Source organism: Streptomyces incarnatus (assembly GCF_001027185.1).
GTDB classification, from domain to species: Bacteria; Actinomycetota; Actinomycetes; order Streptomycetales; family Streptomycetaceae; genus Streptomyces; species Streptomyces puniciscabiei.
In genome coordinates, this window is record NZ_CP011497.1 from 1,421,835 (window position 1) to 1,447,429 (window position 25,595).

The 25,595-nt window shown below is 73.4% G+C and carries 26 protein-coding genes and 1 pseudogene; 12 read left to right on the forward strand and 15 right to left on the reverse strand.

Features of this window, described 5'->3' with window-relative positions; genetic code table 11:
* Positions 1 to 33: 33 nt before the first annotated feature.
* Positions 34 to 2,385 (reverse strand): phage holin family protein, encoded by a 2,352-nt coding sequence (locus tag ABB07_RS06305; protein WP_244189238.1) that lies wholly within the window; start codon positions 2,383 to 2,385, stop codon positions 34 to 36.
* 184 nt (positions 2,386 to 2,569) lie between these two features.
* Between ABB07_RS06305 and ABB07_RS06315 the strand changes: the two genes are divergently transcribed.
* Complete coding sequence (locus tag ABB07_RS06315) at positions 2,570 to 4,906, forward strand: DUF4132 domain-containing protein (RefSeq protein WP_208897771.1); 2,337 nt, start codon at positions 2,570 to 2,572, stop codon at positions 4,904 to 4,906.
* Positions 4,906 to 5,298, forward strand: coding sequence for a hypothetical protein (locus ABB07_RS06320; RefSeq protein ID WP_208897772.1), 393 nt, complete (start codon positions 4,906 to 4,908; stop codon positions 5,296 to 5,298). The genes ABB07_RS06315 and ABB07_RS06320 overlap by 1 nt, the downstream gene beginning before the upstream one ends.
* Here ABB07_RS06320 and ABB07_RS06325 read toward each other — a convergent pair.
* Entirely contained in the window at positions 5,295 to 5,732 is a 438-nt protein-coding gene (locus tag ABB07_RS06325; protein WP_055709925.1) for a hypothetical protein, read from the reverse strand. The genes ABB07_RS06320 and ABB07_RS06325 overlap by 4 nt on opposite strands.
* A gap of 84 nt (positions 5,733 to 5,816) precedes the next feature.
* Here ABB07_RS06325 and ABB07_RS06330 point away from each other — a divergent pair, with 84 nt between their 5' ends.
* On the forward strand, positions 5,817 to 6,590 hold the full coding sequence (locus tag ABB07_RS06330; RefSeq protein ID WP_208903312.1) for an MBL fold metallo-hydrolase: 774 nt from the start codon (positions 5,817 to 5,819) through the stop codon (positions 6,588 to 6,590).
* The gene (locus ABB07_RS06335; protein WP_208897773.1) at positions 6,587 to 7,198 is read left to right on the forward strand and encodes a DedA family protein; all 612 of its coding nucleotides are present in this window, start codon (positions 6,587 to 6,589) and stop codon (positions 7,196 to 7,198) included. The genes ABB07_RS06330 and ABB07_RS06335 overlap by 4 nt, the downstream gene beginning before the upstream one ends.
* A 20-nt stretch (positions 7,199 to 7,218) precedes the next feature.
* Here the strand turns inward: ABB07_RS06335 and ABB07_RS06340 are convergent, their stop codons facing one another.
* The 3 genes from ABB07_RS06340 to ABB07_RS06350 form a co-directional block, all read right to left on the reverse strand.
* Positions 7,219 to 8,421 (reverse strand): MBL fold metallo-hydrolase, encoded by a 1,203-nt coding sequence (locus tag ABB07_RS06340; protein WP_244189239.1) that lies wholly within the window; start codon positions 8,419 to 8,421, stop codon positions 7,219 to 7,221.
* Complete coding sequence (locus ABB07_RS06345) at positions 8,418 to 9,674, reverse strand: aminotransferase class I/II-fold pyridoxal phosphate-dependent enzyme (protein WP_208897774.1); 1,257 nt, start codon at positions 9,672 to 9,674, stop codon at positions 8,418 to 8,420. Before ABB07_RS06345 ends, ABB07_RS06340 begins: the two co-directional genes overlap by 4 nt.
* Positions 9,675 to 9,931: 257 nt before the next feature.
* A complete protein-coding gene (locus tag ABB07_RS06350; RefSeq protein ID WP_208897775.1) occupies positions 9,932 to 10,708 on the reverse strand; it encodes a hypothetical protein in 777 nt (258 codons plus the stop codon).
* A 613-nt stretch (positions 10,709 to 11,321) separates the two neighbouring features.
* Here ABB07_RS06350 and ABB07_RS06355 point away from each other — a divergent pair.
* From ABB07_RS06355 to ABB07_RS06370, 4 genes are read left to right on the forward strand one after another with little or no spacing between them, the layout of a single operon-like run.
* Positions 11,322 to 13,118 carry a thiamine pyrophosphate-requiring protein gene (locus tag ABB07_RS06355; protein ID WP_208897776.1) on the forward strand — a complete coding sequence of 599 codons (1,797 nt, stop codon included), beginning with the start codon at positions 11,322 to 11,324 and terminating at the stop codon, positions 13,116 to 13,118.
* 18 nt (positions 13,119 to 13,136) lie between these two features.
* Positions 13,137 to 13,514, forward strand: a complete 378-nt coding sequence (locus ABB07_RS06360; RefSeq protein ID WP_208897777.1) for a DUF2795 domain-containing protein — start codon at positions 13,137 to 13,139, stop codon at positions 13,512 to 13,514.
* Positions 13,511 to 14,179: a diguanylate cyclase gene (locus tag ABB07_RS06365; RefSeq protein WP_244189240.1), complete on the forward strand. Its 669-nt coding sequence runs from the start codon at positions 13,511 to 13,513 to the stop codon at positions 14,177 to 14,179. Before ABB07_RS06360 ends, ABB07_RS06365 begins: the two co-directional genes overlap by 4 nt.
* Positions 14,128 to 14,670 carry a type 1 glutamine amidotransferase domain-containing protein gene (locus ABB07_RS06370; protein ID WP_208897778.1) on the forward strand — a complete coding sequence of 181 codons (543 nt, stop codon included), beginning with the start codon at positions 14,128 to 14,130 and terminating at the stop codon, positions 14,668 to 14,670. The genes ABB07_RS06365 and ABB07_RS06370 overlap by 52 nt, the downstream gene beginning before the upstream one ends.
* 133 nt (positions 14,671 to 14,803) lie before the next feature.
* Here ABB07_RS06370 and ABB07_RS06375 read toward each other — a convergent pair.
* Positions 14,804 to 15,120, reverse strand: a pseudogene (locus ABB07_RS06375) (DUF6158 family protein).
* Positions 15,121 to 15,153: 33 nt separating this feature from the next.
* Here ABB07_RS06375 and ABB07_RS06380 point away from each other — a divergent pair.
* Positions 15,154 to 16,269: a baeRF2 domain-containing protein gene (locus ABB07_RS06380; RefSeq protein ID WP_208897780.1), complete on the forward strand. Its 1,116-nt coding sequence runs from the start codon at positions 15,154 to 15,156 to the stop codon at positions 16,267 to 16,269.
* A gap of 49 nt (positions 16,270 to 16,318) precedes the next feature.
* Here the strand turns inward: ABB07_RS06380 and ABB07_RS06385 are convergent, their stop codons facing one another.
* Both ABB07_RS06385 and ABB07_RS06390 read right to left on the reverse strand, forming a co-directional pair.
* Positions 16,319 to 17,938, reverse strand: coding sequence for an ABC-F family ATP-binding cassette domain-containing protein (locus ABB07_RS06385; protein WP_208897781.1), 1,620 nt, complete (start codon positions 17,936 to 17,938; stop codon positions 16,319 to 16,321).
* A 612-nt stretch (positions 17,939 to 18,550) separates the two neighbouring features.
* A complete protein-coding gene (locus ABB07_RS06390; protein WP_208897782.1) occupies positions 18,551 to 19,207 on the reverse strand; it encodes a histidine phosphatase family protein in 657 nt (218 codons plus the stop codon).
* 80 nt (positions 19,208 to 19,287) lie between these two features.
* Between ABB07_RS06390 and ABB07_RS06395 the strand changes: the two genes are divergently transcribed.
* The 3 genes from ABB07_RS06395 to ABB07_RS06405 all read left to right on the forward strand — a co-directional run bounded on the left by ABB07_RS06395 (position 19,288) and on the right by ABB07_RS06405 (position 21,961).
* Positions 19,288 to 20,796 (forward strand): bifunctional phosphatase PAP2/diacylglycerol kinase family protein, encoded by a 1,509-nt coding sequence (locus tag ABB07_RS06395; protein WP_208897783.1) that lies wholly within the window; start codon positions 19,288 to 19,290, stop codon positions 20,794 to 20,796.
* 133 nt (positions 20,797 to 20,929) lie between these two features.
* Positions 20,930 to 21,751: a class I SAM-dependent methyltransferase gene (locus ABB07_RS06400; protein ID WP_208897784.1), complete on the forward strand. Its 822-nt coding sequence runs from the start codon at positions 20,930 to 20,932 to the stop codon at positions 21,749 to 21,751.
* 39 nt (positions 21,752 to 21,790) lie between these two features.
* Positions 21,791 to 21,961 (forward strand): hydrophobic protein, encoded by a 171-nt coding sequence (locus tag ABB07_RS06405; protein WP_208897785.1) that lies wholly within the window; start codon positions 21,791 to 21,793, stop codon positions 21,959 to 21,961.
* 6 nt (positions 21,962 to 21,967) lie between these two features.
* Here the strand turns inward: ABB07_RS06405 and ABB07_RS06410 are convergent, their stop codons facing one another.
* The 7 genes from ABB07_RS06410 to ABB07_RS06440 are packed head-to-tail and all read right to left on the reverse strand — an operon-like array spanning position 21,968 to position 25,578.
* Positions 21,968 to 22,249 carry a gas vesicle protein K gene (locus ABB07_RS06410; protein ID WP_055705979.1) on the reverse strand — a complete coding sequence of 94 codons (282 nt, stop codon included), beginning with the start codon at positions 22,247 to 22,249 and terminating at the stop codon, positions 21,968 to 21,970.
* Positions 22,246 to 22,455, reverse strand: a complete 210-nt coding sequence (locus ABB07_RS06415) for a gas vesicle protein (protein ID WP_055705978.1) — start codon at positions 22,453 to 22,455, stop codon at positions 22,246 to 22,248. The genes ABB07_RS06410 and ABB07_RS06415 overlap by 4 nt, the downstream gene beginning before the upstream one ends.
* Entirely contained in the window at positions 22,452 to 23,222 is a 771-nt protein-coding gene (locus ABB07_RS06420) for a GvpL/GvpF family gas vesicle protein (protein WP_208897786.1), read from the reverse strand. The genes ABB07_RS06415 and ABB07_RS06420 overlap by 4 nt, the downstream gene beginning before the upstream one ends.
* The gene (locus ABB07_RS06425; RefSeq protein ID WP_208897787.1) at positions 23,219 to 23,554 is read right to left on the reverse strand and encodes a gas vesicle protein; all 336 of its coding nucleotides are present in this window, start codon (positions 23,552 to 23,554) and stop codon (positions 23,219 to 23,221) included. Before ABB07_RS06425 ends, ABB07_RS06420 begins: the two co-directional genes overlap by 4 nt.
* Positions 23,551 to 24,702: an SRPBCC family protein gene (locus tag ABB07_RS06430; protein WP_208897788.1), complete on the reverse strand. Its 1,152-nt coding sequence runs from the start codon at positions 24,700 to 24,702 to the stop codon at positions 23,551 to 23,553. Before ABB07_RS06430 ends, ABB07_RS06425 begins: the two co-directional genes overlap by 4 nt.
* The gene (locus ABB07_RS06435; RefSeq protein ID WP_208897789.1) at positions 24,699 to 25,319 is read right to left on the reverse strand and encodes a DNA primase; all 621 of its coding nucleotides are present in this window, start codon (positions 25,317 to 25,319) and stop codon (positions 24,699 to 24,701) included. Before ABB07_RS06435 ends, ABB07_RS06430 begins: the two co-directional genes overlap by 4 nt.
* A 1-nt stretch (position 25,320) precedes the next feature.
* Entirely contained in the window at positions 25,321 to 25,578 is a 258-nt protein-coding gene (locus ABB07_RS06440) for a gas vesicle protein GvpG (RefSeq protein WP_055705973.1), read from the reverse strand.
* Between the last annotated feature and the right edge of the window lie 17 nt (positions 25,579 to 25,595).

Consider the following 25,595-nt stretch of genomic DNA (forward strand, 5'->3'; position numbering starts at 1 on the left):
AAGCAGCGGGCCAGTCGGGCACCTCAGGGCTGTTCAGGCGGCCCGCTCGTCGTCGGTGTCCTCGGAGCCGGTGTCGGTGTCGTCGGAGCCGGTGTCGGTGTCGGTCGAGCCGGTGCCTGTGACGGTGTTGTCGGTGAGCGGTATCTGGGGTCCGTTCAGTTCGCCCAGCCAGCGGCGCAGGACCCGGTGCACCTGTTCGGCGCCGGTCAGTTCCTCCGCGCCGTCCACGGGCGCGGACAACGCCAGCGGCGAGAGCAGGAACGGGTGGGACTGGGCACCGCCGAGACCGCCGTGGGAGCCGATCTGTTCCTCGAAGGCGAGGACCTCGCCGTCGGCGGGGTCGAAGGCGGAGTTCACCATGATGTCGGCGGTGTGCGGGAAGGAGTGCGTGCGCCGGACCGCGTCCGCGGCGCCGGGGCCGAAGCGGGCCAGCGGGCCGGGTTCCCGGTCCAGCTCGGCCAGAGGGATCTCGGTGCCGTAGGGACCCAGCACCACGCCGTCGTGCTCCGCGCTGCGCACCAGCAGGAACCCGATGCCGGGGTGGTTGGCGAGGGTGGTGAGCAGGCCGGGGTGGCGGGCGTCGATCTCCTCCTTGGTCATGCGGTGCGGCACGTCCGGGAAGGAGACCAGGCCGAGGTTGCCGGACGCCAGCACGAGGGGCTCGGAGCCCGGGGCGGGGTGGCGCTGCTCGCTCTTCTCCTCCACGGGCCGGCGCAGCGCGGCCCGGACGGCGGCACGCGCCTCGGCACCGCTGTGCGTGCCCTCCGCCCGGCGCGGCACGTGCAGCCCGCAGCCGGCCCGGACCAGGTCGCCGAGGGTGAGCCCGTACCGGGAGCGGAAGGTCTCGCCGGGGCTCTGCCCGTGGTCGGACAGGACGACGATGCGGTACGGGCGCGGTGCGTGCTCGGCGACCCGCTGGAGGAGGGCGAGGGAGCGGTCGAGGCGGCGCAGCACCTGCTCGGCGTCCCGGCTGCACGGACCGGAGTGGTGGGCGACCTCGTCGTAGGCGACGAGGTCGGCGTAGACGGCGGTGCGCCCGGCGAGCATGTCGCCCATCACCGCGGCGACGACGACGTCCCGTTCGACGACGGTGGCGAAGGCGCGGACGAGGGGGTAGAGCCCGCCGCGGCTCACCCGGGGCCGCTGCCTGCGGATCCGGGCGCGGGTGGACTGGCCGATCTCGCGCGCGACTTCGGCGGCGAAGGACAGGGCGGTGCGGACCGCGCCCGCGGGGTCGGAGAAGTAGGCGAAGTACCCGGCGCGGGAACGGTTCTCCCGGCTCCGGCGGCGGGCCGCGATGGACAGCACCAGTGCCTGTTCGCCGGCGCCGCCGCTGAAGAGGTTGCCGCGGCTGGCGCCGTCCACGGTGAGCAGTCCGCCGTCGCCGGTGTGCCGGACGGCGCGGCGCTGCAGTTCGGCGGCGCTCGTCGGGCGGTTGCACACCATCACCTCCCCGCGGTCCTTCTCGTACCAGCGGAAGGCCGGCACGTCGAAGGTGCTGCCGTGCAGGATGCCGAGCTGGCTGGCACCGGTCTGGCTGGACCAGTCGGTGCGCCAGGGGGTGAGGCGGTGGGTGGGCCGGGGGACGCCGTCGCCGGCCGGCTGTATGCCGTCCGCGTGCCGGCCTTCGCCGGTCGACCGCATACCGTCTACGTTCCCAACTTCGCCGGTCGACCGCATACCGTCGACGTTCCCGACATCGCCGGTCGACCGCATACCGTCTGCGTTCCCGACTTCGCCGGTCGACCGTACGCCGTCCGTCTTCCCCGCCCCGCCCGTCGGGTGTGTGCCGACGCCCGTCCCCAGCCAGCCCGCGACCGTGGGCATCAGCCCCTTGCGGACCGCGTCCACCAGCACGTCGTGGCCGACGCCGTCGAGCTGGACGAGGACCAGGCCCGGGGTGGTGGGGCAGGGCGGGTCGGATCTGCGGCGGCGGGCGGCGAGTCGGTGCAGGCGGCGCCGGTAGGTCTCGTCGTCGCGTACGGCGAGCGCGGCGCCGGTGGCGGAGGCGACGGCGGACATCACCGCGGCCACGATGACGGCGGTCTCGGGGGCCGCCTCGCCGCGCCCGGAGGGGTTGATGCGCAGGGCGAGCAGCAGCAGGGAGCCGTTGAGGAAGAAGACCAGCAGGCCGAGCACCAGGGCGGGGACGAGCAGCAGGAGCCGGACCAGGAGCGGCCACACCACGGCCGACAGCACACCGAAGGCACCGGCGCCGCAGGCGGCGGTGACGGCGACGCGGGTGGCGCTGTCACCGTCGGCGGACTGCAGCTGGAAGTCGGGCAGGAGCGCGGCGAGGACCAGCATGGTGAGCGTGGAGACCGCCCATACGGCGATGCTCCGACCCAGCTGACTGGCGACCCGCCGCCACCGCACGCCCCGCACGCCCCGCACCCCTCACGTCCCGGCCCGCTCGACGCCAGGGCCTCGCCCCACCTTGTCACAGCGGTGCCGTGCGCGGCCGGGCCGATCGCGTTGTCAGTCCCGCCTGCCATCATCCCGCCATGCTGAACGACGACTTGGTGCCCCCGTCCCGCACGAGCGACCTGCGGATCAGGAGGGGCGCCTGATGGACCTCGTGGCACGGCTGATGTGCGCGCTGACCGACCCGGACTTCACCCTCGGTGAGGGCCGCCCGGATCTGTCGCAGGTGTCCGACGAGGAGCTCGGCGGCCTGCTGGTGGCCGCCCACCAGGTGGACACCTCCGCCCCGCCGGCGATGCTGGCGGTCCGCTTCGCGGTCGAGAACGCGGCCCGGGAGCGACAGCCGCGCTACACGCCCGAGGCGTGCCGGCGCATGTTCGAGGTGCTGGTCGAGCACTACGAGGACCGTGGATGGGCGAACCTGAACCGCGGCCTGGACGCGCTGGAGCACTGCACCGGGCCGCTGCCCGACCTCTCGGAACAGGCCCGCGCCCTGGTCGAGTTCTGGTGGGAGACGGACACCTCGCGGCAGCCGTACGCGCTCCTCGCGATCGCGGAGCTCGGCGGCGAGGGGACGCTGCGCAAGGCCGTGGAGCGCCTTCCGCTCGAGGTGGGTCCCATCGTGGCGGACGAGATCGCCGTCGTCGCCGGGATCCCCACGGGCCGGCAGCCCCTGCCGTCCGGGAAGGACCGGGGCCACCGATTCCCCTCGCCGGACGCGCGGGCGCGGCTCAGATCGGCGGACAACCCCGCCTACGTGGCGTTCACGCGTCGCGCGCTGGAGGCGGCGGCCGACCGCACCGACGCCATCCGGGCGGGCGAGATCCCCTACCGGGCGGACAAGGCGTTCACCGACCTGGAGGTCAGCACCCTCGGCGAGGCCCTGCGGGTGGCGCTGCAGCGTGACGAACCCTGGCTGCCGGAGCTGTTCGACCGGCTGCTGCCCGGCGTCTCCCTCGCCCCGACGGCGGCGCGGACGCTGCCCTCGCAGGCACTGCTGTACGAGGTGGTCCGCGCCGCGCAGGACCACCCGACGCCCGAGCTGGTGACCGCCATCCGCACGGTGCGCCGGACCGTGCGGCACGCCGGGGTGCCCAAGCAGCTCGACAAGATGCTCAAGAAGGCCGACGCGGCCCTGGCGGAGCGCGCCGAAGTGGCGCTGCGGCTGCCGCGACTGGGCTTCGACACCGCGTCCGTCGGCGGCTCCGCCCCGGTCGGCGTCCTGCGCCGGACGGCCGGTGAGTACCAGGCAGTCGTCACGGTCGCCGAGTCCGCCACGCTGACCTGGGAGAAGGACGGCCGCCCGCTGCGCAGCCTGCCGGCGCCGGTGCGCCGCGAGCACTCCGACCTTGTCCGGGAACTGCGCGAGCTGGTGAAGCGGGTGAACGCCCAACTCGCCACTCTTCTCCGCGCGTTGGAGGGGGGTTTCACCGTCGACGCCGTTCATCCGTACGGCTGGTGGCGCACCGAACTGGCCGGGCACCCGCTCGCCAGGACCCTGGTGCGCCGGCTGATCTGGGAGGTCGAGGTCGCGCCCGGCGAGTGGCGGGCCGTACTGCCGGAGACGGACGAGCACCTTTCCGACGCCCCGGACGACGCCTCCGTACGGCTGTGGCACCCGCTCCGCTCCGACCCGCGCACCGTGCGGACCTGGCGGGACCTGCTCATCGAGCGGCGCGTACGGCAGCCCTTCAAGCAGGCGTTCCGCGAGATCTACCTCCTCACGCCGGCCGAGGAGCAGACCCGTGTCTACTCCAACCGCTTCGCCGCCCACCTGGTCCACTACCGCAGGATGTTCGCCCTGTTCCGGGCCCGGGGCTGGAAGAGCGACCTGCTCGGCCACTGGGACCTCGGAGACGGTGACGCGGCCGAGCGCACCTTCGCGGGCGGGCAGTGGCGGGTCCGGTTCTTCCACTGCTGGGCCGGCGAGGCGGGCGGCGACGACCTGGCCTCGACCGACCAGGTGCGCTTCGACCGGCTGGTGGCGGGCGCCTGGCGTGAGGCACCGCTCGCCGAGGTGCCCGCTCTGGTGTTCAGCGAGGCGATGCGGGACGTCGACCTGTTCGTGGGCGTGACCTCGATCGCCGCCGACCCCGACTGGAGGGACGGCGGCCCCGGGCGCACCTACTGGGAGCGGGCCTCCTTCGGCGAGCTGACGGAGAGCGCCGAGGCGCGCCGCGACGCCCTGGCACGGATCCTGCCCCGCCTGCGGATCGCCGGCCGATGCACGCTGGACGGCCGCTTCCTGACCGTACGCGGCGATCTGCGCGCCTACCGGATCCACCTGGGCTCGGCCAACATCCTGATGGAACCGGACGACAGCTACCTGTGCATAGTCCCGGCACGCGGCCAGGCCGCCAAGGTGTTCCTGCCCTTCGAGGACGACCGGCTCTCCCTCATCCTCAGCAAGGCGTTCCTGCTCGCCGCCGACACGAAGATCACCGACCCGACCATCCTCACGCAGATCAAGAGGGGTGCCTGATGGCCACCGTGACGTTCCGGGACGAGACCGCGACGGGCAAGCCGGTCGCCGCGTGGGAGGTCGCCGGGCTGCCGGACCGGATGACCGTACGGGAACTGATCAGACTCCGGGTCCAGGAGGAGGTCGCCCGGCACAACGCCCGTCCCGGCGACCGGTTCGACGGACTCGTGCGCCCCGCCGACGCCGAGGCGGAGGTCAACGGCTACCGGCTGCGCGAGCCCCGCCGCATCGACGGGGAGCGCCAGGCCGAGATCGCCGAACGCGCCTTCCTGGCCAACGGGTTCTTCGTACTGACCGGCGATCGCCAGGTCGAGGACCTCGACGAGGTCGTGGACCTCACCGTCGACCCCGACCTGGTCTTCATCAAGCTGGTCGCCCTGGTGGGCGGCTAGCGGCCGTCGTAGCCGGCCGTCGGCATGGACAGTCTGCGGTGCACCCGGGCCTTCATCTGCGCGTCGTACGACGGCTCGGCCCGTCCGACGGTCTCCACGCGTACGCCCCGGCGCGCGCACTCCGCGGTGAACGCCTCGACCGAGGAGAGCGCGCGCCGGAGCACGCGCAGGCTGGGCGCGACGAACACGTCCACGCCGGGCCGCACGCCGTCCCACAGGGCGCCGTGGTCGAAGCGCAGTCCGCCGACGAGGAGTTCCCGGGCGATGACGTACCCGTGTTCGGCGGCCCAGCGGGCGCACATGGCGTGCTGGCTCCGGGAGTCGACGAGGAACGGGTCGGCTTCCAGTTCCTCCAGCGGGGTCAGGCTGGCGATCGCGATGACCCGCACCGGCGCGGGCGCGGGTGTGTCGGAGGTACCCCGCAGCTGTCCCATGGCGTCCCCCTCACCTCCGGGTTTCGCCGCAGACCCTACTCCTGCCCGTAGGCTTCGGGGAGTCGCGTGAAGGAGGCGAAGAGGGTGCCGGTGGAGATCACCTGGTGGGGTCACGCCACCTGCACGGTGAGCGACGCGAACACACGGGTGCTCACCGATCCCCTGTTCGCCCGCCGGCTGGCGCATCTGCGGCGGCGCCGGGGCGCCGTACCGCCGGCCGAGGCCCGCCGCGCGGACGTGGTGCTCGTCTCGCATCTGCACGCCGACCACCTGCATCTGCCCTCGCTCGCGGAGCTCGCCCGGGGCACGCGCCTGCTCGTGCCCCAGGGCGCGCCACGGGCGGTGCCCGGTCTGCGCCGCCTGCGCCGGCTGCGGATCACGGAGGTGGCGCCCGGGGACGCGGTGCGGATCGGTGAGCTGCTGGTGCGGGTGGTTCCGGCGCTGCACGACGGGCGGCGGCTGCCGGTGGGCCCGCACCGCTCACCCGCGCTCGGCTATGTCGTGGAGGGCGAGGCGCGGACCTACTTCGCCGGGGACACCGGGCTGTTCGACGCGATGGCCGAGCGGGTCGGACCGGTGGACGTGGCGCTGCTGCCGGTGGGCGGCTGGGGGCCGGGTCTCGGCGCGGGCCATCTGGACCCGGGACGGGCGGCGCGGGCGCTGGCCCGGCTGGCGCCGCGGGCCGCGGTGCCGGTGCACTACGGGACGTACTGGCCGATCGGGATGGACGCGGTGCGCCCGCACGAGTTCCATGCGCCGGGGGACGAGTTCGTGCGGCTGGCGGCCGTGGCGGCGCCGGAGGTGGCGGTGCACAGGCTGGGGCACGGCGAGAGCATACGGCTGGAGGTCGCGCCGTGACCTGGCTCGCCGATGCCTCGGGAGCCGTGACGACCGAGTCCACGCAACAGGCGGTGGGCTATCCGTCGTTGTTCCTGCTGGTGCTGATCGGGGCGCTGGTGCCGGTGGTGCCGACGGGGGCGCTGGTGAGTTCGGCGGCGGTCGTGGCGTTCCATCAGACGGCGCCGTTCTCGCTGGCCCTGGTGTTCGTGACGGCGTCCCTGGCGGCGTTCCTGGGAGATGCGGCGCTCTACTGGCTGGGACGGCGCGGGATGCGCTCGCGGAACGGGTCGCGGTGGCTGGCGGCGATCCGGAGCCGGGCCCCGGAGGAACGGCTCGCGCAGGCGCGGGGGAAGTTGGGCGAGCACGGAGTCGCGGTGCTGGTCCTGTCCCGGCTGGTGCCTGCCGGGCGCATACCGGTGATGCTGGCTTGTCTGATGGCTCAGTGGCCGCCCAGGCGGTTCGCTCGGGGGAATCTGCCCGCGTGTCTGGCCTGGGCGGCCACGTATCAGGTCATCGGGATACTGGGGGGCTCGTTGTTCGAAGAGCCGTGGGAGGGGGTCGTGGTGGCGGTCGCGCTGACCGTGGTGATCAGCACGATGCCGCGTGTGGTGCGGCGGTTCCGGTAGTGCGCCTCTGAAGGGGCGCCTCAGCCGAGCACCATGGAAGCGCCGATCGGCAGATCCCACAGGTCTTCTCGTTCCAGTCCCGCCTTCTCCCACGCCGCCCGCACCCTCGTGAGCGGTTCCAGGACCGGCTCCGCCGAGAGGATGAAGGTGCCCCAGTGCATGGGGGCCATGCGGCGCGCGCCCAGATCCAGGGTGGCCTGTACGGCCTCCTCGGGGTCGCAGTGGACGTCACTGAGCCACCAGCGGGGGTCGTAGGCGCCGATGGGCATGAGGGCGAGGTCGATGCCGGGGTAGCGGCGGCCGATGCGGGAGAACCAGTGGCCGTACCCGGTGTCGCCGGCGAAGTAGAGGCGCTGTCCGTCGGTGTCCGTGAGGATCCAGCCGCCCCACAGGCTGTGACAGGTGTCGGTGAGGGTGCGCTTGGACCAGTGGTGTGCGGGGACGAAGTCGAAGCGGACGCCGGACAGTTCGGCACCCTCCCACCAGTCCAGCTCCGTGACGCAGGTGAAGCGGCGCCTGCGGAACCAGCGGCCGAGGCCGGCCGGTACGAACACCGGGGTGGCACGCGGCAGTTGGCGCAGGGTGGGGGCGTCGAGGTGGTCGTAGTGGTTGTGGCTGATGACGACGGCGTCGACGCGGGGCAGGATGTCCCAGGGCACGCCGACCGGGGTGATGCGGGCCGGGGTGCCGAGGATGCGGCGGGACCAGACGGGATCGGTGAGCACGGTCAGGCCGCCGATCCGCACCACCCAGCTCGCGTGTCCGGCCCAGGTGACGGCGAGGGTGCGGGTGTCGACGCGGGGCAGCGGAGCGGGAGCGCAGGGGAGCCGGGGGACGTCCGCGAGGCCTTCGGCGCCGGGGCGCACGGCGCCTTCGCGGGCGAAGCGGGCGAGGGCCTTGAGGCCGGGCAGGGGGGCGGTGAGCCGGTCGTGGAAGGTCCGTGGCCACACGCGGTGTTCGCCGAGGGGACGGGGTTCGGCCAGCGGCGGGAACGGGGGTGCCAGGGGGGTCGGCGTGGCGGTGGCGCGAGCCGGTGGGGTCGCTGCGGTCGCCGTCGCCGTCGTCGTAGTCGTGATCGCCGTGGTGGTCGCGGACGTAGTCGTGATCGCCGTGGTGGTCGCGGACGTAGTGGTGGTCGCCGTGGTCGTCGCGGTCGCCGTGGTCGATCCGGGCTCATGCGTCTCGGGCTCGTGCGTCTCGGGCTCGTGCGTCTGCTGCGTCATCGAGGAGGCTCCCATCGCTGAGCGTCGTCGCGGAGATCGTCGAGGACCGACGTCAAGGAGATCAACGCGCGTTGCACATGTGGCAGTTCCAACGGCACGGGTGAGGTGAGGCATTCCGCGCGTTCCTCGTCGGAGCCGCCCAGCAGGGGGCCCGTGGCGAGGCGTACGCGCAGCGCTGCGAGGTCGTCGCCGAAACGGTGGCCGCCGGGCGCGGGCATGCCGAGCCGGGCGGTGAGGAGGTCCTCCAACTCCTGTGCGTCGCCGACGCCTTGTTCGGCGAGGGGTTCGCGCAGTGGGCCGAGGTCGGCGTACAGGTGGCGGCCGGCCTGCGGGGGGCGGGCGAGCGCGCCGCCCGCGACGACGGCGGCGTGCGCGGCGGCGGCCACGCCCGCGTGCAGCCGTACGGCGGCCTCGCGGCGCTCGATGACGGGCGGGGGTTCGTCGAGGGCGTATCCGGCGGCGGCGGCGACGGGCGCGGCGACGCGGGCGCCGAGCCCGGTCAGGATGTCGAGCACGCGCGCGTGGAGGTGCTGTCCGGGTTCGGTTGCGGGAAAGCGGGCGACGGCGGCGGGCCAGCCGGGCGGCAGCAGCGATCCGGCGAGGTCGGTGACGACGGTGACCCGGTCGGGCAGCATCTCGGCGGGGCTGAGCAGCACGGTGTCGTGGGGGTGGTGCAGGGTGTCGCGCCAGGTCTCGTCGCTGACCAGGTGCAGTCCCTCGGCGGTGGCGGCCTCGACGGTCTCGTGCAGCAGTTCCGGCGGGGCGACGGTGGCGGTCGGGTCGTCGGCGACCGACAGCACGAGCAGCCGAGGGTCACCGCCCTCGGCCCGGACCCGGCGGACGGTCTCCAGAAAGGCGTAGGGGTCGGGGACGCCGCCGCTCTCCGCGGGGGTGGGCACATGGTAGGCGGGCCGGCCGAGGACCCGGGCGTACGGCGCCCACCAGGCGGCGCAGGGGCGCGGTACGAGGACGTCGCCGCCGTCCGAGGCGAGCGCGGCGGTGAGGGCGAGGAGCAGCGCGGGGGCACCGGGACCGGCGGCCACCTGGTCGGGGACGGTGGGCAGTCCGCGCCGGGTCCAGTAACCGCAGGCCGCTTCGAGGAGGGCGGGGGCGCCGCCGACGGGCTGGGCGTCGGCGCGGCCGGCCGCCGCCGCGAGGACGGCGGTGAGTTCGGGGAGTACGGGCAGCCCGTCGCCCGGCAGGGGCGGGCCGTAGCGGACGGGGCCGTGGCCCTCGGGATCCGTCCGCCGCATGTCCGCCTCCGCGCGGTCCTGGTGCCGGGTGCCGCCGGTCCGGGCCGCGTGGCCGGGACGGGCGGACTGTGTCGTCGTGGGCTGCTGTGTGGAGCGTGGGGTGGGGTTGTGGTGTCGGTCGTGGTGTCAGTCCTGGTGGCGGGCGGTGGCGTCCGTGGCCTGTGCCGTCTGTCGGTGTTGCGGTCTGCTGCCGGTGCCCTCGGGAGGGTGTGTACCCGCCCGGCGGCACTCCATGGGGGTGACGGGCGTCGCCCCGGTCACAGGTCCGTGGACCGGCCTCCCGCGGGGCGGCAGCGGCCGTACAGGCGGTAGCCGGCTCCGCCGCAGGCCGCGGCGATGAAGGCGGCGCCGGCGGCGAGGGCCGGGACCGAGTCGCTGAAGCTGCCGCCCGCGCCGGCCTCGACCCCGTGCTGCACGGTGGGCGGGTCGCAGCCGTCGGTGCCGGGACCCCGCCGGCCGTCGCGGCCGCCGCAGTCGTGGCCGGCGCGGCAGGGCTCGTCGCGGGCCCCCGTGCACCGGTGGCCGTCGCCGGAGCACGCCCCGGCGCCGGAGCAGTCCCGGCCGTCACCGCGGCACTGGCCGGCCTCCCGGCACGACGTCCGCCCCTGGCACGCCTCCCACGGCTTGCAGTCCGCACCGCCCGTGCACACCTCCCCCGGCCTGCAGCTCGCACCGCCCGTACACGCTTCCCCCGGCCTGCAGCTCGCACCGCCCGTACACGCTTCCCCCGGCCTGCAGCTCGCACCGCCCGTACACGCTTCCCCCGGCCTGCAGCTCGCGCCGCCCGGGCCGGTGCTGGGCTCGGGGCTGCGGCTGCCGCCGCTGTCCTGGCAGGGCTCGCCGGGCCGGCAGGGGGCGAGCGTGTTGTGGGACTCGCCGCACTGCTGCGATGCGAGACAGGGGCCGGGGACGCGCCCGGGTGCGACGGTGCCGGCCGGAGACGGGGGGTCGGCGGCGGAGGCGGCGGGCCCGGCCAGGGCGAGCACGGCACCGGCGACGAAGGCGACGGACAGGGCACGAGCGGTGCGGCGCATGGGGCGGGCTCCTCGGCGGGCACGGCGGATCGGTCGGCGGTTGTGCGCCGGACGCCGGTACGGCCGTACGGCGGTACCGGGGGCACCGGCAGGCCCGGGCGGGCCGCGCCGCTGCCCCTACGGCGTCACGGGTACGGGGCACGGGGGTGTGCCCTCGCTGCCATGACAGCCCGCACGGCGGCGCGGCGCGCGCGGCCGGACCCCATTCGCGGGACAGGCACGCCCGGCCGGGTGACAAACACCGCCGCGCGGTTTCCGGCTCCGCCCCCTGCGCCCGGAGCGCACGCCCGCCACCGCCCACCGCCCGTACCCGCGCCCGCCACCCACCCGTCCGTTTTCGCGCCCGTCGCCCGCCCCAGGCCATGTCCACACCACGCCCCAGGCCACGACCACACCGCACCCCGGACCATGACCGCACCACGCCCAAGCACGAGGCCGCACCCACACCGTCGACCCACTCCCGGTCCCCGCGTCCCGGTCCCCGCGCCCCGGTCCGGCCACGCTCAGGGAATCGCCTCCTCCTCCAGGGAGGTTTTCCGTCCCCCGGGCAGGTGACTCGGTATGCGCTGACCGGATCGTCCGCTTCGTCATCACCCCACCGGGGAGGTCCTTCATGAGCACCAAGGTCGCCGACCACATCCTCGAGCGCCTGCGCGCTTGGGGCGTGGAACAGGTCTTCGGCTATCCGGGCGACGGCATCAACGGGCTGCTCGCCGCATGGGGCCGGGCTGAGGACCGGCCGCGGTTCATCCAGTCCCGGCACGAGGAGATGTCCGCGTTCGAGGCGGTCGGGTACGCCAAGTTCAGCGGCCGTATCGGGGTGTGCGCGGCGACGTCGGGGCCGGGCGCCATCCACCTGCTCAACGGCCTGTACGACGCCAAGCTCGACCACGTGCCGGTGCTGGCGATCGTCGGCCAGACCAACCGGACCGCGATGGGCGGCTCCTACCAGCAGGAAGTCGATCTGCACACGCTGTACAAGGACGTCGCCTCGGACTTCGTGGAGACGGTGACGGTGCCCGAGCAGCTGCCGAACGTGCTGGACCGGGCGATCCGCACCGCCTACGCCCGGCGCTGCCCGACCGCCCTGATCATCCCCGGTGACGTGCAGGAACTCGACTACTCGCCGCCGACGCACGAGTTCAAGATGGTGCCCTCCAGCATGGGCATGAGCGAGTACACCATGACCCCGACGGACGAGGCGCTGCGCCGCGCGGCGGACGTGCTGAACGCGGGCGACAAGATCGCGATCCTGGTGGGTCAGGGCGCGGCCGGCGCGGTCGCCGAGGTGCAGGAGATCGCCGAGCTGCTCGGCGCGGGCGTCGCGAAGGCGCTGCTCGGCAAGGACGTGCTGAGCGACGAACTGCCGTACGTCACCGGGCCGATCGGTCTGCTGGGCAGCCGGCCGTCGTACGAGCTGATGCGGGACTGCGACACCCTGCTGACGATCGGTTCGTCGTTCCCGTACACGCAGTTCATGCCGGACTTCGGCAAGGCGCGCGCGGTGCAGATCGACATCGACGCGCACATGATCGGGATGCGCTACCCGTACGAGGTGAACCTGGTCGGTGACGCCCGGGCGACGCTGCGGCGGCTGGTTCCGCTGCTGGAGAGCGACCGGGGCGGCCGCGAGTGGTACGACACGGTGTGCGCGAACGTGCGGCGCTGGCACGAGACGATGGAGCGGCGGGCCCACCTGTCGGCGGACCCGATCAACCCGGAGTACGTGGCGCGGGCGCTGGATCCGCTGCTGCCGGAGAACGCGATCCTGACCTCCGACTCCGGGTCGGTCGCCAACTGGTACGCGCGGCACATCACGATGCGGCCGGGCATGCGCGGGTCGCTGTCCGGGACGCTGGCGACGATGGGGCCGGGTGTGCCGTACGCGATCGGCGCGAAGTTCGCGCATCCGGACCGGCCGGTGTTCGCGCTGGTCGGCGATGGCGCGATGCAGATGAACGGCCTGGCGGAGATGATCACGGCGGCGAAGTACCGGGACCGCTGGTCGGATCCGCGGCTGGTGGTGGGCGTGTGGAACAACCAGGACCTGAACCAGGTGACCTGGGAGATGCGCGCCATGGAAGGTGCGCCGTCCTTCCTGCCCTCGCAGGAGATCCCGGACGTGCAGTACGCGGCGTTCGCCCGCTCGCTGGGGCTGACCGGCGTCCGGGTGGAGAAGCCGGAGGACGTGGAGGCGGGCTGGCGTGCGGCCCTGGAGGCCGACGGGCCGAGCGTGATCGAGTTCCTCACCGATCCCGCCGTACCGCCGATCCCGCCGCACGCGACCTGGGAGCAGATGGAGGCGACGGCGGCGTCGATCCTGAAGGGGGATGCCGACCGGGGGTCGGTGGTCAAGCAGGGCCTGAAGGCGAAGATGCAGGAGTTCCTGCCGGGCAGGGACAAGAGCTAGCACCCTGTGGAGGTTGACATGCAGCGAGGCAGTGACCGGCTGAACGTCCATAGGGACGACGAGATGAAACACGAGCTGAGGGGTCTGCTGAGGTCCGGGCATCCGACCCGGGTGGAGGAGTGGCACGATCCCGAGCCGGCCGCGGACGACGACCCGGAGGTGTGGAGCGGACCCGTGGGCGGCCTGGGCTCGCCGGCGTCGCTGGAGCGGGTGCGGTCGGAGCTGGCCCGTACCCTGAGCCGCGGCTCCTTCCCGGCGACCGCGCGTGACCTGGCGCGGATGCTGCGCCGGCACAACGCGCCGACGGCGCTGGTCGACGGGGTGGCCGCGCTGCCCCACTCGGCGCGCTACGAGAACGTGCAGCAGCTGGCCGAGGCGCTGGCGGGCGGCGCATGAGGCGGAGCCAGGCGGTCGATATCGCGAGGGGGGCCGGCGTCGACGTCGAGGTGGCGACCACCCGGTTCCTGCTGTACGGGCTGCTGCCCGGCTGGTTCGTCCCCGGGCTCGCCGACTGGCTGATGCACCGGCGCACCCGGATCGAGGACACCGCGGGGATGAAGGAGTCCCTGATCCACGCGCTGATGATGGCCGAGGTCGGGGCGCCGATCGCGCTGACCCTGCGCTACCGGATCAACCCGCTGCTGCTGAGCGTGCAGCTCGGGGCGGCGGCGGTGCACGAGGCGACGGCGCTGTGGGACGTGCGGACGGCCGTCGACAGCGACCGGGAGGTCAAGCCGGTCGAGCAGCACATCCACAGTTTCCTGGAGTCGCTGCCGTTCGGCGCGCTGGCGTCGCTGATGTGCCTGCACGCCGACCAGGTGCGGTCGTTACTGCGGGGCGGGCGCGGGGATCCGTACGCCTGGCGGCTGCTGCCGCGCCGGCGCCCGCTGTCACCCGGCTATCTGGCCGGGATCGGCGTCGCGATCGGGCTGTGCGTGGCGCTGCCGTACGGCGAGGAGCTGCTGCGCTGCCGGCGGGCGGCCCGGGAACGGAAAGGAGACGGAGGATCATGCGGATCGCGTTTTTGGTGGCACCGCAGGGCGCCGAGCAGGTCGAGCTGACCGAGCCGTGGAAGGCGGCCTCCGACGCCGGGCACGAGCCGGTGCTGGTGTCGACGAAGCCCGGGAAGGTGCAGGCGTTCGACCATCTCGACAAGGGCGACACGTTCGAGGTGGACGAGGTGGTGGGCGAGACGTCCGTGAACCGGTTCGGCGCCCTGGTGCTGCCCGGCGGGGTGGCCAATCCCGACTTCCTGCGGATGGACGACAAGGCCGTGGCGTTCGTGAAGGACTTCTTCGCGGAGGGCAAGCCGGTCGCGGCGATCTGCCACGCTCCGTGGACGCTGGTGGAGGCGGACGTCGTACGGGGCCGGGTACTGACCTCCTGGCCGAGCCTGCGGACGGACATCCGCAACGCGGGCGGCACCTGGGTGGACGAGCAGGTGAAGATCTGCGACCACGGCTCGAACCAGCTGGTGACCAGCCGCAAGCCGGACGATCTGAAGGCGTTCTGCGACGCCTTCCTGCACGTGTTCGCGGGAGAGCCGGGCTGAATCCGGGAGAGCCGGGCTGGAGAGCCGGGCCGACCGGGCTCCTCCCACTCCACTGACCGGGCTCCTCCCACTCGACCGGGGCCGATCCACGTGGGTCGGCCCTTTTCCCGTCGCCCTCAGGGCTCAGGCGGGCTCACGTGCCGGACGCCTCCGGAGTCGCCGCCTCGCCGCACCGCCGGTCCCGGGCTCCCTCGCGGGTGCGGCCCGCGCTGACCAGGCGTCGCGGGTTGCGGCGCAGGTACTCGCCCTCCAGCTGCGCCATGCGCTCGTTGTGGGTCCGCAGCGCGTCGTTCGAGCCGTACAGGAGGGTGTCGTGGCGCGTGCGGTGGATCGTCTCCAGCTCCTTCATGAGCTGCTGGTCGTCCAGTCGGCTGGGGTCGACTCCGGTCATGTGGTGCCCCGCTCGTCGTGTCCGTGTCCTGGGTCCCGCCCCGGGTACCCGCCCGGCAGGCACTGCCCCCGAGGAGTTTCCGGGAGGAATCCATGCTGCTCTCGTTCCTGAATCCACTGTACGAACATCCGGGGTCCTGGGCCTCCGCATACGTCGACACCTCTGTGCACACGGAGGACCAGCGGCAACGCCGTCATCTGAGCGCGGAAGCGGTCACCCGGGAGCTGGCCCGGCAGGGGGCGGACGAGCCCACCTGCGGGGCGGTGCACGACGCCCTGGAGTCCCTGCGGCACGCGCCGGAACCGTACGGCCGGGCGGTGTTCGCGCGGGACGGCGAGGTGGTCCTGGAGGTGCCGTTGACGCGGGGTCCGCAGGACGGCGAGGCGTACTGGGGCGCGCTGCCCCGGGTGACACCGCTGCTGGACCTCGCCGGTGAGGACCCGCTGTCGCTGGTGGCCTACATCGACCGGACCGGAGCCCGCATCGAGCTGCGCAGCGCGCTGCTGCACGAGGAGGCCGGGCAGGTGACGGGCCGGCAGTGGCCGGTGCACCGGTCGAAGGCCTCCGACTGGTCCGAGCGGCACTTCCAGCTGAAGGTGGAGGACACCTGGGAGCACAACGCGCGCGAGGTCGCCGGGGCGCTCGCCGCGTGCCAGGAGGAGACCGGCGCCGATCTGCTGATCCTGTGCGGCGACGACCGGGAGCGCAGGTCGGTGCACGAGAAGCTGCCGAAGGCGCTGCAGGACCGGGTGATGGAGACGTCCCGCGGCAAGGACAGCAACCTGCTGCCGCGGGAAGTGGAGGAGCTGCGCGCCGAGCACGTACGGCGGCGGATCCTGGCGGAGGTCGACCGGTTCCGGGCGGCGCGCACGCCGGACCGGGAGCGGCGGGCCGCGGCGGTCGAAGGGGTGCCGCGGCTGATCGAGGCGGCGCGCGAGCACCGGCTCGCCGAGCTGCTGATCCGCCCCGACGCGCCCGACACCCACCGCGAGGTGTGGATCGGCGAGGACCCGGACCAGCTGGCGGCCCGCCGCGACGAGCTGAAGGACATCGGCGAACACCAGGCCTGGTCCGCCCGCGCCGACGACGCCCTGGTACGGGCAGCCGTGGTCACCGACGCGCCGGTGGTGTCGCTGACGCCGGTACTCCGGGAGACCGGCGAGGAGGTCGCGCCGGGCGGTATGGGGGCACTGCTGCGCTGGAAGTGATCCGTAGTTCCGGTGCCCCCACACCCCGACGGCGAGAGGCCCCGTGCCCCTAGCGGACGCGCTCCACTCGGCGTTCGTCCCACACCGGTGCCGCCGTCTCCCGCACGCGGCCGTCGGCGCCGAAGACCAGGTAGCGGTCGAAGGAGCGGGCGAACCAGCGGTCGTGCGTGACGGCGAGGACCGTGCCGTCGAAGGCCTCCAGACCCTCCTGCAGGGCCTCGGCCGACTCCAGGTCGAGGTTGTCGGTCGGCTCGTCCAGCAGCAGCGCGGTCGCGCCCGCCAGCTCCAGCAGCAGGATCTGGAAGCGGGCCTGCTGGCCGCCGGAGAGCCGGTCGAAGGTCTGCTCGGCCTGCAGCGTCAGCTCGTAGCGGCGCAGCCGGGACATGGCGGCGCCGCGGTCCTGGGAGTACTCCTTCCACAGGATGTCGAGCAGGGTGCGGCCGTGGAGTTCGGGGCGGGCGTGGGTCTGCGCGAAGTGCCCGGGTACGACGCGTGCGCCGAGCTTCCACTCCCCCGTGTGCGCGACGTCCTCGCCGGCCAGCAGGCGCAGGAAGTGGGACTTGCCGGAGCCGTTGGAGCCGAGGACGGCGACCCGTTCGCCGTAGAAGACCTCCAAGTCGAACGGCCGCATCAGGCCGGACAGTTCGAGTCCCGCGCAGGTGACGGCCCGTACGCCGGTGCGGCCGCCCTTCAGGCGCATGGTGATGTCCTGCTCGCGCGGCGGCTCCGGCGGGGGGCCGGCCTCCTCGAACTTGCGCAGCCGGGTCTGGGCGGCGGCGTACCGGGAGGCCATCTCGTGGCTGACGGCGGCGGCCTGACGGAGGTTCAGCACCAGCTTCTTCAGCTGGGCGTGCTTCTCGTCCCAGCGGCGGCGCAACTCCTCGAAGCGGGCGAAGCGTTCACGGCGGGCCTCGTGGTAGGTGGCGAAGCCGCCGCCGTGCACCCAGGCGTCGGCGCCGGCCGGGCCGGGCTCCACGGAGACGATCTTCTCGGCGGCGCGGGCGAGGAGTTCCCGGTCGTGGGAGACGAACAGGACCGTCTTGCGGGTCTCCTGGAGCTGCTCCTCGAGCCACCGTTTGCCGGGCACGTCGAGGTAGTTGTCCGGCTCGTCCAGCAGCAGGACCTCGTCGGTGCCGCGCAGCAGCGCCTCCAGCACGAGGCGTTTCTGCTCGCCGCCGGAGAGGGTGCGCACCTGGCGCCACTGGGCGCGCTCGTAGGGCATGCCGAGGGCCGCGGTGGTGCACATGTCCCACAGCGTCTCGGCCTCGTAGCCGCGTACCTCGGCCCAGTCGGCGAGGGCCTGGGCGTAGGCCAGCTGGGCGGCCTCGTCGTCGACGGTCATGATGGCGTGCTCGGCCTCGTCGACCGCCTTGGCCGCCTCGCGGATACGGGGCGGGGCGACGGAGACGAGGAGGTCCCGTACGGTCGTCTCGTCCCGGACGGAGCCCACGAACTGGCGCATGACGCCGAGGCCGCCGCTGACGATGACGGTGCCGCCGTGCGGCTTCAGCTCGCCGGAGATCAGCCGGAGCAGGGTCGTCTTCCCGGCGCCGTTCGGGCCGACCAGGGCGACGGCGGCGCCTTCCCCGACCCGGAAGGACACGTCCCCGAGCAGGGTCCTCCCGTCGGGGAGGTGGTACTCGAGGTGCGCGGCTTCCAGATGTCCCATGGGGAGGCATTCTCCGGGCCGCCCCCACCACCGGGCAACCGCTTATCCCCCGGGCCGCCCCCGCCCCCGGGCAACCGCTTATCCCCCGGCCCGCCCCGCACCGGCCCCGGCCACCGGCCTCCTGACCCGCACGACCCGTCCACGAGCACCGCCCACCGGCCGCGGCCGGACATGGAGCGGGAGCCGAGGCGGGGAGGCGGTGAGGGATCCGTGCGCGGGCGAGCGGCGCATCCGGGGGCTTCGACCATGAAGGGGACCCACCGCCCCTCCCCGCCCGAGGCCGGCCACCCCGTCGTGACCACCGCCTCTCCCGCCCGAGGCCGGCCACCCCGCCGTGTCCACCACCCCTCTCCCGCCCGAGGCCGGCCACCATGCCGTGGCGACCGCCCCTGCCCGCCCGAGTCCGGCCATCCCGCCGTGACCACCACCCCTCCCCGCCCGAGGCCGGCCACCCCGCCGTGGCCACCACCCCTCCCCGCCCGAGTCCGGCCACCCCGCCGTGACCACCACCCCTCCCCGCCCGAGGCCGGCCACCCCGCCGTGACCACCACCCCTCCCCGCCCGAGGCCGGCCACCCCGTCGTGGCGACCGCCCCTCCCCGCCCGAAGCCGCCTACCCGGCCGTGTCCACCCGCTCCCCCGTCGGGCCGGCCTCTCCCGCCGGTTCCACCGTGGTGCCCTCCCAGGAGACGGCCTTCCAGCCGTCGGACGGGGAGCCCTCCAGGGCGATCACGCCGGTGTTGCCCAGGGGGCGGGCGGCGGCGAAGGGGACGTCGACGTTGTGGGCGCGGGCGGCGGTCCACAGGCGGATCGCGGCGCCGTGGCTGACCATGGCGACCGTGCCGGCGCCGATCGCGGCGGCCTCGGCGATCACGGCGTCGTACCGGGCCAGGGCCTCGTCGCCGCTCTCCCCGCCGGGGATGCGCGGCGCGGTGTCGCCGGCCGCCCAGGCGAAGATCGTGCGCATGTACTCCCGGCCCTCGGCGGACTCGCCGGGCAGCATCTCCAGGTCGCCGGCGGACACCTCGCGGATGCCGTCGCGGACGATCACCTCCAGGCCGCGGGCGGCGGCCAGCGGGGCGGCGGTGAGCCGGGTGCGCAGCAGGGTGGAGGCGTACAGGGCCTCGATGTCCTCGTCGGCGAGCGCCTCCGGCAGTGCGGCGGCCTGCGCCTCGCCCAGCTCGGTCAGCGCGGGTCCCGGTACGGCGGTGTCCAGCAGGTGGCGCACGTTGGACGGGGTCTCGCCGTGGCGGACGAGGAGCAGGCGCATCCGGGGGCTCCTTACGGCGCCGGCCGGGCGTCCGGCGCGGACAGGCACAAGAAACGGGCACTTCAGGGTATCCGGACCCCATGAGCCCGGACCTGGACCTGACCCGCCTGGAGCCGGCCGCCCGCGCGGCCGGCCGGAATCCGCTGGGCCGGCTGCTGGAGCTGGACGGCCGCCTGTTCGAGGCGGCCGCAGCCTGGCACTGGCCCGGCGCCGAGCGGGTGCTGCCCCGTCTGAGTCGCGGCGCGAACCACGGGGTGCTGTGGTTCGCGACGGCCGCCGCGATGGCCGCGAGCCGCACCCCGAGGGCCCGCCGGGCGGCCGCCCGGGGCCTGGCCTCCCTCAGCCTGGCCTCGCTGGCCATCAACACCGTCGGCAAACGCTCGGTGCGCCGCGCCCGCCCGGTCCTGGACCCGGTGCCGCTGGTGCGGCAGCTCAGGCGGCAGCCGATCACCACGTCGTTCCCGTCCGGGCACTCCGCGTCGGCCGCCGCGTTCGCGACCGGGGTCGCGCTGGAGTCCCCGGCCTGGGGCGCGGCGCTCGCGCCGGTGGCGTTCTCGGTGGCGGCCTCCCGGGTGTACACGGGCGTGCACTTCCCTAGCGACGTGCTGGCCGGGGCGGCCCTCGGCGCGGGCGCGGCCTTCCTGGTCCGCCGGCTGGTGCCGACCCGCGCCCAGGTACGGCGGCGGTCCCGGCCCCGCGCCGATGCCCCCGCACTGCCCGAGGGCGAGGGTCTGGTGGTGGTCGCCAACCGGGCCTCGGGGACGGCCGACCGGATCGGTGCGCTGCGCGGCGCGCTGCCGCGGGCGGAGGTCGTCGAGTGCGCGCCCGAGGAGGTCGGCGACGAACTGGCGAAGGCGGCGGCCCGTGCCCGGGTGCTCGGCGTGTGCGGCGGCGACGGCACCGTGAACGCGGCCGCGCGGACCGCGCTCGCGCACGGGCTGCCGCTGGCGGTGCTGCCGGGCGGCACCCTCAACCACTTCGCCCTCGACCTGGGCGTGGCGGACGAGCGCGATCTGGCCCGCGCGGTCCGGCACGGCGAGGCGGTGCGGGTGGACGCGGTCCGCTGTGCCACCGGCGACGGCGAGGTCCTGTTCCTGAACACGCTGAGCCTGGGCGTCTACCCGGAGCTGGTGCGCGTCAGGGAACGCTGGTCGCACCGGATCGGCGGCTGGCCGGCCGGGCTGCTGGGCGCCCTGCGGGTGCTGCGTGCGGACCGGCATCCGCTGGAGGTGGAGCTGGGCGGTGAACGGCGGCCGTTGTGGCTGCTGTTCGTCGGCAACGGCGTCTACCACCGCATGGGGCTCGCGCCCGGCCGCCGTACCGATCTCGCGGACGGACTGCTGGACGTGCGGGTGGTGCACGGCAGCCGGCGGCCCGCGCTGCGGCTGCTGGCGGCGGCCGCCGCGGGCCCGCTGACCCGTTCTCCGGCCCACTCGGCGGTGCAGGTGACCCGGCTGCGGGTGACCGGTCTCGCGCCGGGCACCCCGATGGCGTACGACGGCGAGGTGACCACCGTGTCGGGCGAGGTGACCCTGGAGAAGCTGCCGGAGGCCCTGACGGTCTACCGCCCGCTGCGCACCACGTCCTGACGCCGAGTCAGGACACGATCCCACGGCTGACGCGCCCATCAGACCACTATGTGAAATGACGGTCTCATTATTCGGCATCCGCGCGTACGGTGATGCGTACCGGCCCAGACGAGGGTGACGAAGGGGAGCAGCCATGCCGAAAGCGCAGGAGACCGCCGTCTACACGCACGGACACCACGAGTCGGTGCTGCGGTCGCACACCTGGCGGACCGCCGAGAACTCCGCGGCCTATCTGCTCGGCTCCCTGAAGCCCCACATGCGGATCCTGGACATCGGCTGCGGGCCGGGCACCATCACCGCCGACCTGGCGGCCCTGGTCCCGGACGGCCACGTCACCGGCGTCGACCACGCGCCGGGCATCCTGGAGCAGGCCCGGGCCACCGCCGCCGGACGCCGCCTGGTCAACGTGGACTTCGCGGTCGCCGACGTGCACGCCCTGGACTACCCGGACGACACCTTCTGCGTGGTCCACGCCCACCAGGTGCTGCAGCACGTCGGCGACCCGGTGCAGGCGCTGCGCGAGATGCGCCGGGTGACGAAGCCGGGCGGTTTCATCGCCGTACGCGACGCGGACTACGCGGCGATGACCTGGTACCCGGCGGTGGAGGGCCTCACCGACTGGCTGGACCTGTACGAGCGGGTGGCCAGGGCCAACGGCGGTGAGCCCGACGCCGGGAGCCGGCTGAAGGCGTGGGCGCTGGCCGCCGGGCTGACCGACGTCACCGCCACCTCCAGCACCTGGACCTTCGCCACGCCCGAGGAGCGGGCCTGGTGGAGCGGCCTGTGGGCGGACCGCACCCTGGCCTCCTCCTACGCGGAACGGGCCACGCAGGGCGGTCACGCGACCGAGGAACACCTGCGGGCCGTCGCCGAGGCGTGGCAGGAATGGGGCCGGCGGGAGGACGGCTGGTTCGCGGTACTGCACGCGGAAATTCTGTGCCGTAAAGAAGCCTGAATCCCGAGATTCAGGGAATCCGGACTGCAGGAGGTTATTATGGTTCCCATCCTGCTGGTACTGCTTCTCGCACTCATTCTTTTCGGCGCCGGATTCGCGGTGAAGGTTCTCTGGTGGATTGCCCTGGCGGTGCTGGTCGTCTGGCTGCTGGGTTTCCTGGTCCGCAGCACGACCGCCGCCGGCGGCAGGGGGCGCTGGTACCGGTGGTGACGTGAGCTAGTCCCGGGGAAGCAGCGGTCCGAGCGGCCCGAGGTCCAGATTCAGGTCCTCGGGCCGCAGTCCGTAGCGCTCGCGCAGTTCGGCCATGCGCTCCTCCAGGAGCATCAGGGTGAGCCCGATCCGCTCCTCCTGCTCCTCGGTCAGCTCGCCGGTGTCGAAGCGGCGCACGGCCTGCCGTTCCATCAGCTGCCGGAGCAGTTCCACCACCGTGAGCACCAGTTTCACCAAGTCGCGCTCGACCGTGTCGGGTTCCAGGTCGAGCCGGTTGCGCCGGGTCACATGAGCTCCTCTGGGGAGGGGGAAACCAGCTCGAAGGGCGAGGGGACCGACTCGTTCACCGAGCTGATCAGGGCGTTCAGGTCGATACGGACGAGGTCCACGTCCGCGATCCTGAGGGTGATGTCGCCCGTGATGACGACTCCACCGGCGAGCAGCCGGTCGAGCAGGTCGACAAGGGCGATCTCGCGCCGCTCCACGACGGTCACGTCCCCCCCTCCCCCGTGAATGAATAGGCGGCCCAGGGACCGGTGAGTTCCACCCGGATTCCGGGCGCCTCGTCCTTTGTGCGGTCCACCAGTTCCACGAATTCCTCGGAGTGCATTCGGGGCACCAGATAGGCCGCGTTGAGGACATTCCGGCCGGGCACTGTGGAAAGTGCGGAATTCTGCGGCGGGTGCATCCGGGAATCCTCGGCGTACTGGCACAGACGCTCGTGCAGCGACCGGGCGAACGCCTCGGCCCGCTGCCACTTCTCCTCCTGGGCATGACTGCTCTCGCGCCGCCGGCGCAGATAGTCCCGGCCGCTCCCGGGCTTCGCTGCGGTGCCCGGCGCGGGCTCGGCGGGCTCGGCGGGCTCGGCCTCCAGGTACACCTTCACACCCCACTCGACACGGCCTTCCAGCCGGTCGAGGATGCGCCTGAAGTCCTCCTCGCGGGCCTCGATCATCGAGCGCACCCCGCTGCAGTCCCTGAAGACGGTCCCGAGCCGGAGCGGGAGCGGGGTGGTGACCGTGGTGAGCGCGTCGATCACGCCCTGGTGGGCGCGGGCGGTCGCGGCCAGCCAGTCCAGGTCCTCCAAGTGGGCCTTGAGGGCCACTTCGCCGAAATCGGCTTCCGGGACCTGGCCGATGACCGCGACCAGCCCGTGGTGGTGCAGCAGGCCGGGCGGAACGCCCCCGATGCCCGTGAGCTGGGACTGCAGGGGCGTCCCGAAGGGGCGGCAGACGGCGTACACATAGCGCAGTCCGGTCATGGGGCCTCCTTCGGCACGTGACCCGGCTCCAGCTCCTGCAGCCGGGCCAGCCGTTCCCTCAGCTCGGCGTTCTCCCGGGTCAGCTCGTCGCGGCGGGCCCGGGAGGACAGGGCGGGGTCGCTTTCCCACCAGTCGATCCCCATCTCCTTGGCCTTGTCCACCGAGGCGACGATGAGCCTCAGCTTGACGGTCAGCAGTTCGATGTCCAGCAGGTTGATCCGGATGTCGCCCGCGATCACCACACCCTTGTCGAGCACCCGCTCCAGGATGTCGGCGAGGTTGGCTCCGCTGCTGTGGCCATAGGGCTCGGGGAACCGGCTGGGCGTCGTCATCGACGGCTCCCACGCCCGGTGTACTCGGGTTCCTCTTCGTCCTCGGGCTCCTCTTCGTCCTCGTACTCGCCCTCGTACTCCTCGTCCTGCTCCTCGTCCGGCTCCTCGCCTTCCGCCTCGTCCTCGTACGGGGCCTCTTCCTCGTTCTCGTACTCGTCCGCCTCGTCGGCCTCGTCCTCGTACGGCTCCTCCTCCTGCTCCTCCTCCGCCTCTTCCTCCGGCTCCTCGGAGGCCTGGGCCTCGGGGCCCTGCTCCTGCTCCTCCTCGGCCACGGCGTCCTCGTGGCTGACGACGACCTCGCCGTCACGGATCTCGCCGCGCCAGCCGTCCTCCGCCTCGCCCTTGAAGGTGATGAAACGGGCGAAGTTCTTCAGGTCCAGCCTGGCCCGACGCCCCTGGGCGCGCCATATGTTGCCGGTCTTCTCGAACAGGCCGCTCGGGTAGTACTCCATGACCAGCAGCACACGGGTGAGGTTCTCCCCGAGCGGGTGGAAGGTGACGACGCCCTTGGTGGTGCCTTTCGCGCCCTCCGACGTCCACTGGATGCGGTAGTCGGGGACCTGCTCGGTCGTGTGCGCCTTCCAGCTGCGGCTGGACCAGAAGACCTTCGCCTGCCAGTCGGAGTGCGTGTCGTCGGCGCGGCTCGCGCTCTTGACGCCCTTGGCGAAGGTGGAGAAGTCCTGGTACTGCGTCCACTGGTCGTAGGCGGTGCGCACCGGCACGCCCACGTCGACGGACTCCATGATGACGGTCGGCTTGTTGCCACCGCCGCCCTTGCGCTTCCCCTTGCCGCCCCCGAGGTTCTTGACCGCGTCCATGACGCTGTCCTTGGCGCGGGAAGCACCGAGCTCCAGCACGGAGCGCAGCGGACCCTTGCCCCCGGCGAGCTTGCGGCCCCCCTCGAGGGCCAGCTGGGCGAAGCCGGGGCTGTTGCCCTCTGCGATGTCGTTGAGCTTGACGGTGGTCTCGCCGAGCTTGCGGCCCAGACCGGTGAGCAGTCGCGTGGCCTGTGCGGCGAGGTAGTCCTCCGCCTCGGCCTTGAGCCGGTCGACGGCCTCGCTGTGGGCGAGGTCCGCCAGCGGGTTGTCCTTGACCGCGCCCGCGGCCTTGCCGGCCGTGGAGGTGGCCGATCCAAGGGTCTCGGTCATCGGTCGCCACCGCCCTTCCGCTGCCGTGACGCGGCGGCCGTCTTCTTCCCGACCGCCCTGCGGGCCGCGTCCGTCTTCTTCGCGGCCGCCTTCTTCGCGGGGGCCGCCCTCTTCGCCGACGCCTTCTTGGCAGGCGCCTTCTTGGCGGGTGCCTTCTTCGCCGGGCCCTTCTTCGCGGGCTTGTGACCCCGCGGCTCGTCACCCTCGCGGCCCTCGTCCTCGCTGGTCTCCTCGTCCGCGGATTCCTCGTAGGCGTCCGCGTCGTCCTCCGGGCCGCCCCGCCCCTCGGCGGAGCCGGTCGCGCCGGAGAGCTGCTCGCGCACCTGGGCGGTACGGCCGTGCAGCCGGTCGGCGAGGGAGTTGACCTGGCGCTCGACCATGGCCCCGGAGGCGGCCGTGCCGACCCCCCGCAGGTCCTGGCGCAGCTGGTCGCCGATCTCCTTGAACTGCGGGTTGTCCTTCAGCTGCCGGCTCACCACGTCGGCGAGCGCCCTCGGGCCGAGGTTGAGCTTCTTCCCGGCCACCAGGGAGCCCATCGCCAGCGCCATTTTCAGTTTCTTCGTGCGTCCCAGAAGGTATCCGGCCCCTACGGCGAGGCCCAGTGCGGTGCGGTTCATCTCACGTCCCGTTGCCTGTGGTGTCGCCGGAGCGCAGGGCGATCTCCAGCCGGTCGAGCAGTTCGTCCTCGCGTCGGTCGAACTCCTCCTCGGTGATCTCGCCCGCCTCCAGCTGCTCCTCGAGGCGGGCGAGCTCGGCCCTCACGGTGGCTGGGTCGTAGTAGATCCGTTCCGCCTCGCGGAGCACCTGTCGGATGGCCCACGCGCTGCCGCGCACGGGCGCGAAGGGCAGCATCAGCACTTCGCCGATCAGTCCCACGGTGTTCTCCTTCCGCT

Bases quoted from the DNA above. Each gene is read 5' to 3' on its own strand.
- ABB07_RS06315 (WP_208897771.1), top strand. From the start codon at position 2,570: ATGGACCTCGTGGCACGGCTGATGTGCGCGCTGACCGACCCGGACTTC.
- ABB07_RS06320 (WP_208897772.1), top strand. From the start codon at position 4,906: ATGGCCACCGTGACGTTCCGGGACGAGACCGCGACGGGCAAGCCGGTC.
- ABB07_RS06325 (WP_055709925.1), bottom strand. From the start codon at position 5,732: ATGGGACAGCTGCGGGGTACCTCCGACACACCCGCGCCCGCGCCGGTG.
- ABB07_RS06340 (WP_244189239.1), bottom strand. From the start codon at position 8,421: ATGACGCAGCAGACGCACGAGCCCGAGACGCACGAGCCCGAGACGCAT.
- ABB07_RS06345 (WP_208897774.1), bottom strand. From the start codon at position 9,674: ATGCGGCGGACGGATCCCGAGGGCCACGGCCCCGTCCGCTACGGCCCG.
- ABB07_RS06350 (WP_208897775.1), bottom strand. From the start codon at position 10,708: ATGCGCCGCACCGCTCGTGCCCTGTCCGTCGCCTTCGTCGCCGGTGCC.
- ABB07_RS06355 (WP_208897776.1), top strand. From the start codon at position 11,322: ATGAGCACCAAGGTCGCCGACCACATCCTCGAGCGCCTGCGCGCTTGG.
- ABB07_RS06360 (WP_208897777.1), top strand. From the start codon at position 13,137: ATGCAGCGAGGCAGTGACCGGCTGAACGTCCATAGGGACGACGAGATG.
- ABB07_RS06365 (WP_244189240.1), top strand. From the start codon at position 13,511: ATGAGGCGGAGCCAGGCGGTCGATATCGCGAGGGGGGCCGGCGTCGAC.
- ABB07_RS06370 (WP_208897778.1), top strand. From the start codon at position 14,128: ATGCGGATCGCGTTTTTGGTGGCACCGCAGGGCGCCGAGCAGGTCGAG.
- ABB07_RS06380 (WP_208897780.1), top strand. From the start codon at position 15,154: ATGCTGCTCTCGTTCCTGAATCCACTGTACGAACATCCGGGGTCCTGG.
- ABB07_RS06385 (WP_208897781.1), bottom strand. From the start codon at position 17,938: ATGGGACATCTGGAAGCCGCGCACCTCGAGTACCACCTCCCCGACGGG.
- ABB07_RS06390 (WP_208897782.1), bottom strand. From the start codon at position 19,207: ATGCGCCTGCTCCTCGTCCGCCACGGCGAGACCCCGTCCAACGTGCGC.
- ABB07_RS06395 (WP_208897783.1), top strand. From the start codon at position 19,288: ATGAGCCCGGACCTGGACCTGACCCGCCTGGAGCCGGCCGCCCGCGCG.
- ABB07_RS06400 (WP_208897784.1), top strand. From the start codon at position 20,930: ATGCCGAAAGCGCAGGAGACCGCCGTCTACACGCACGGACACCACGAG.
- ABB07_RS06405 (WP_208897785.1), top strand. From the start codon at position 21,791: ATGGTTCCCATCCTGCTGGTACTGCTTCTCGCACTCATTCTTTTCGGC.
- ABB07_RS06420 (WP_208897786.1), bottom strand. From the start codon at position 23,222: ATGACCGGACTGCGCTATGTGTACGCCGTCTGCCGCCCCTTCGGGACG.
- ABB07_RS06425 (WP_208897787.1), bottom strand. From the start codon at position 23,554: ATGACGACGCCCAGCCGGTTCCCCGAGCCCTATGGCCACAGCAGCGGA.
- ABB07_RS06430 (WP_208897788.1), bottom strand. From the start codon at position 24,702: ATGACCGAGACCCTTGGATCGGCCACCTCCACGGCCGGCAAGGCCGCG.
- ABB07_RS06435 (WP_208897789.1), bottom strand. From the start codon at position 25,319: ATGAACCGCACCGCACTGGGCCTCGCCGTAGGGGCCGGATACCTTCTG.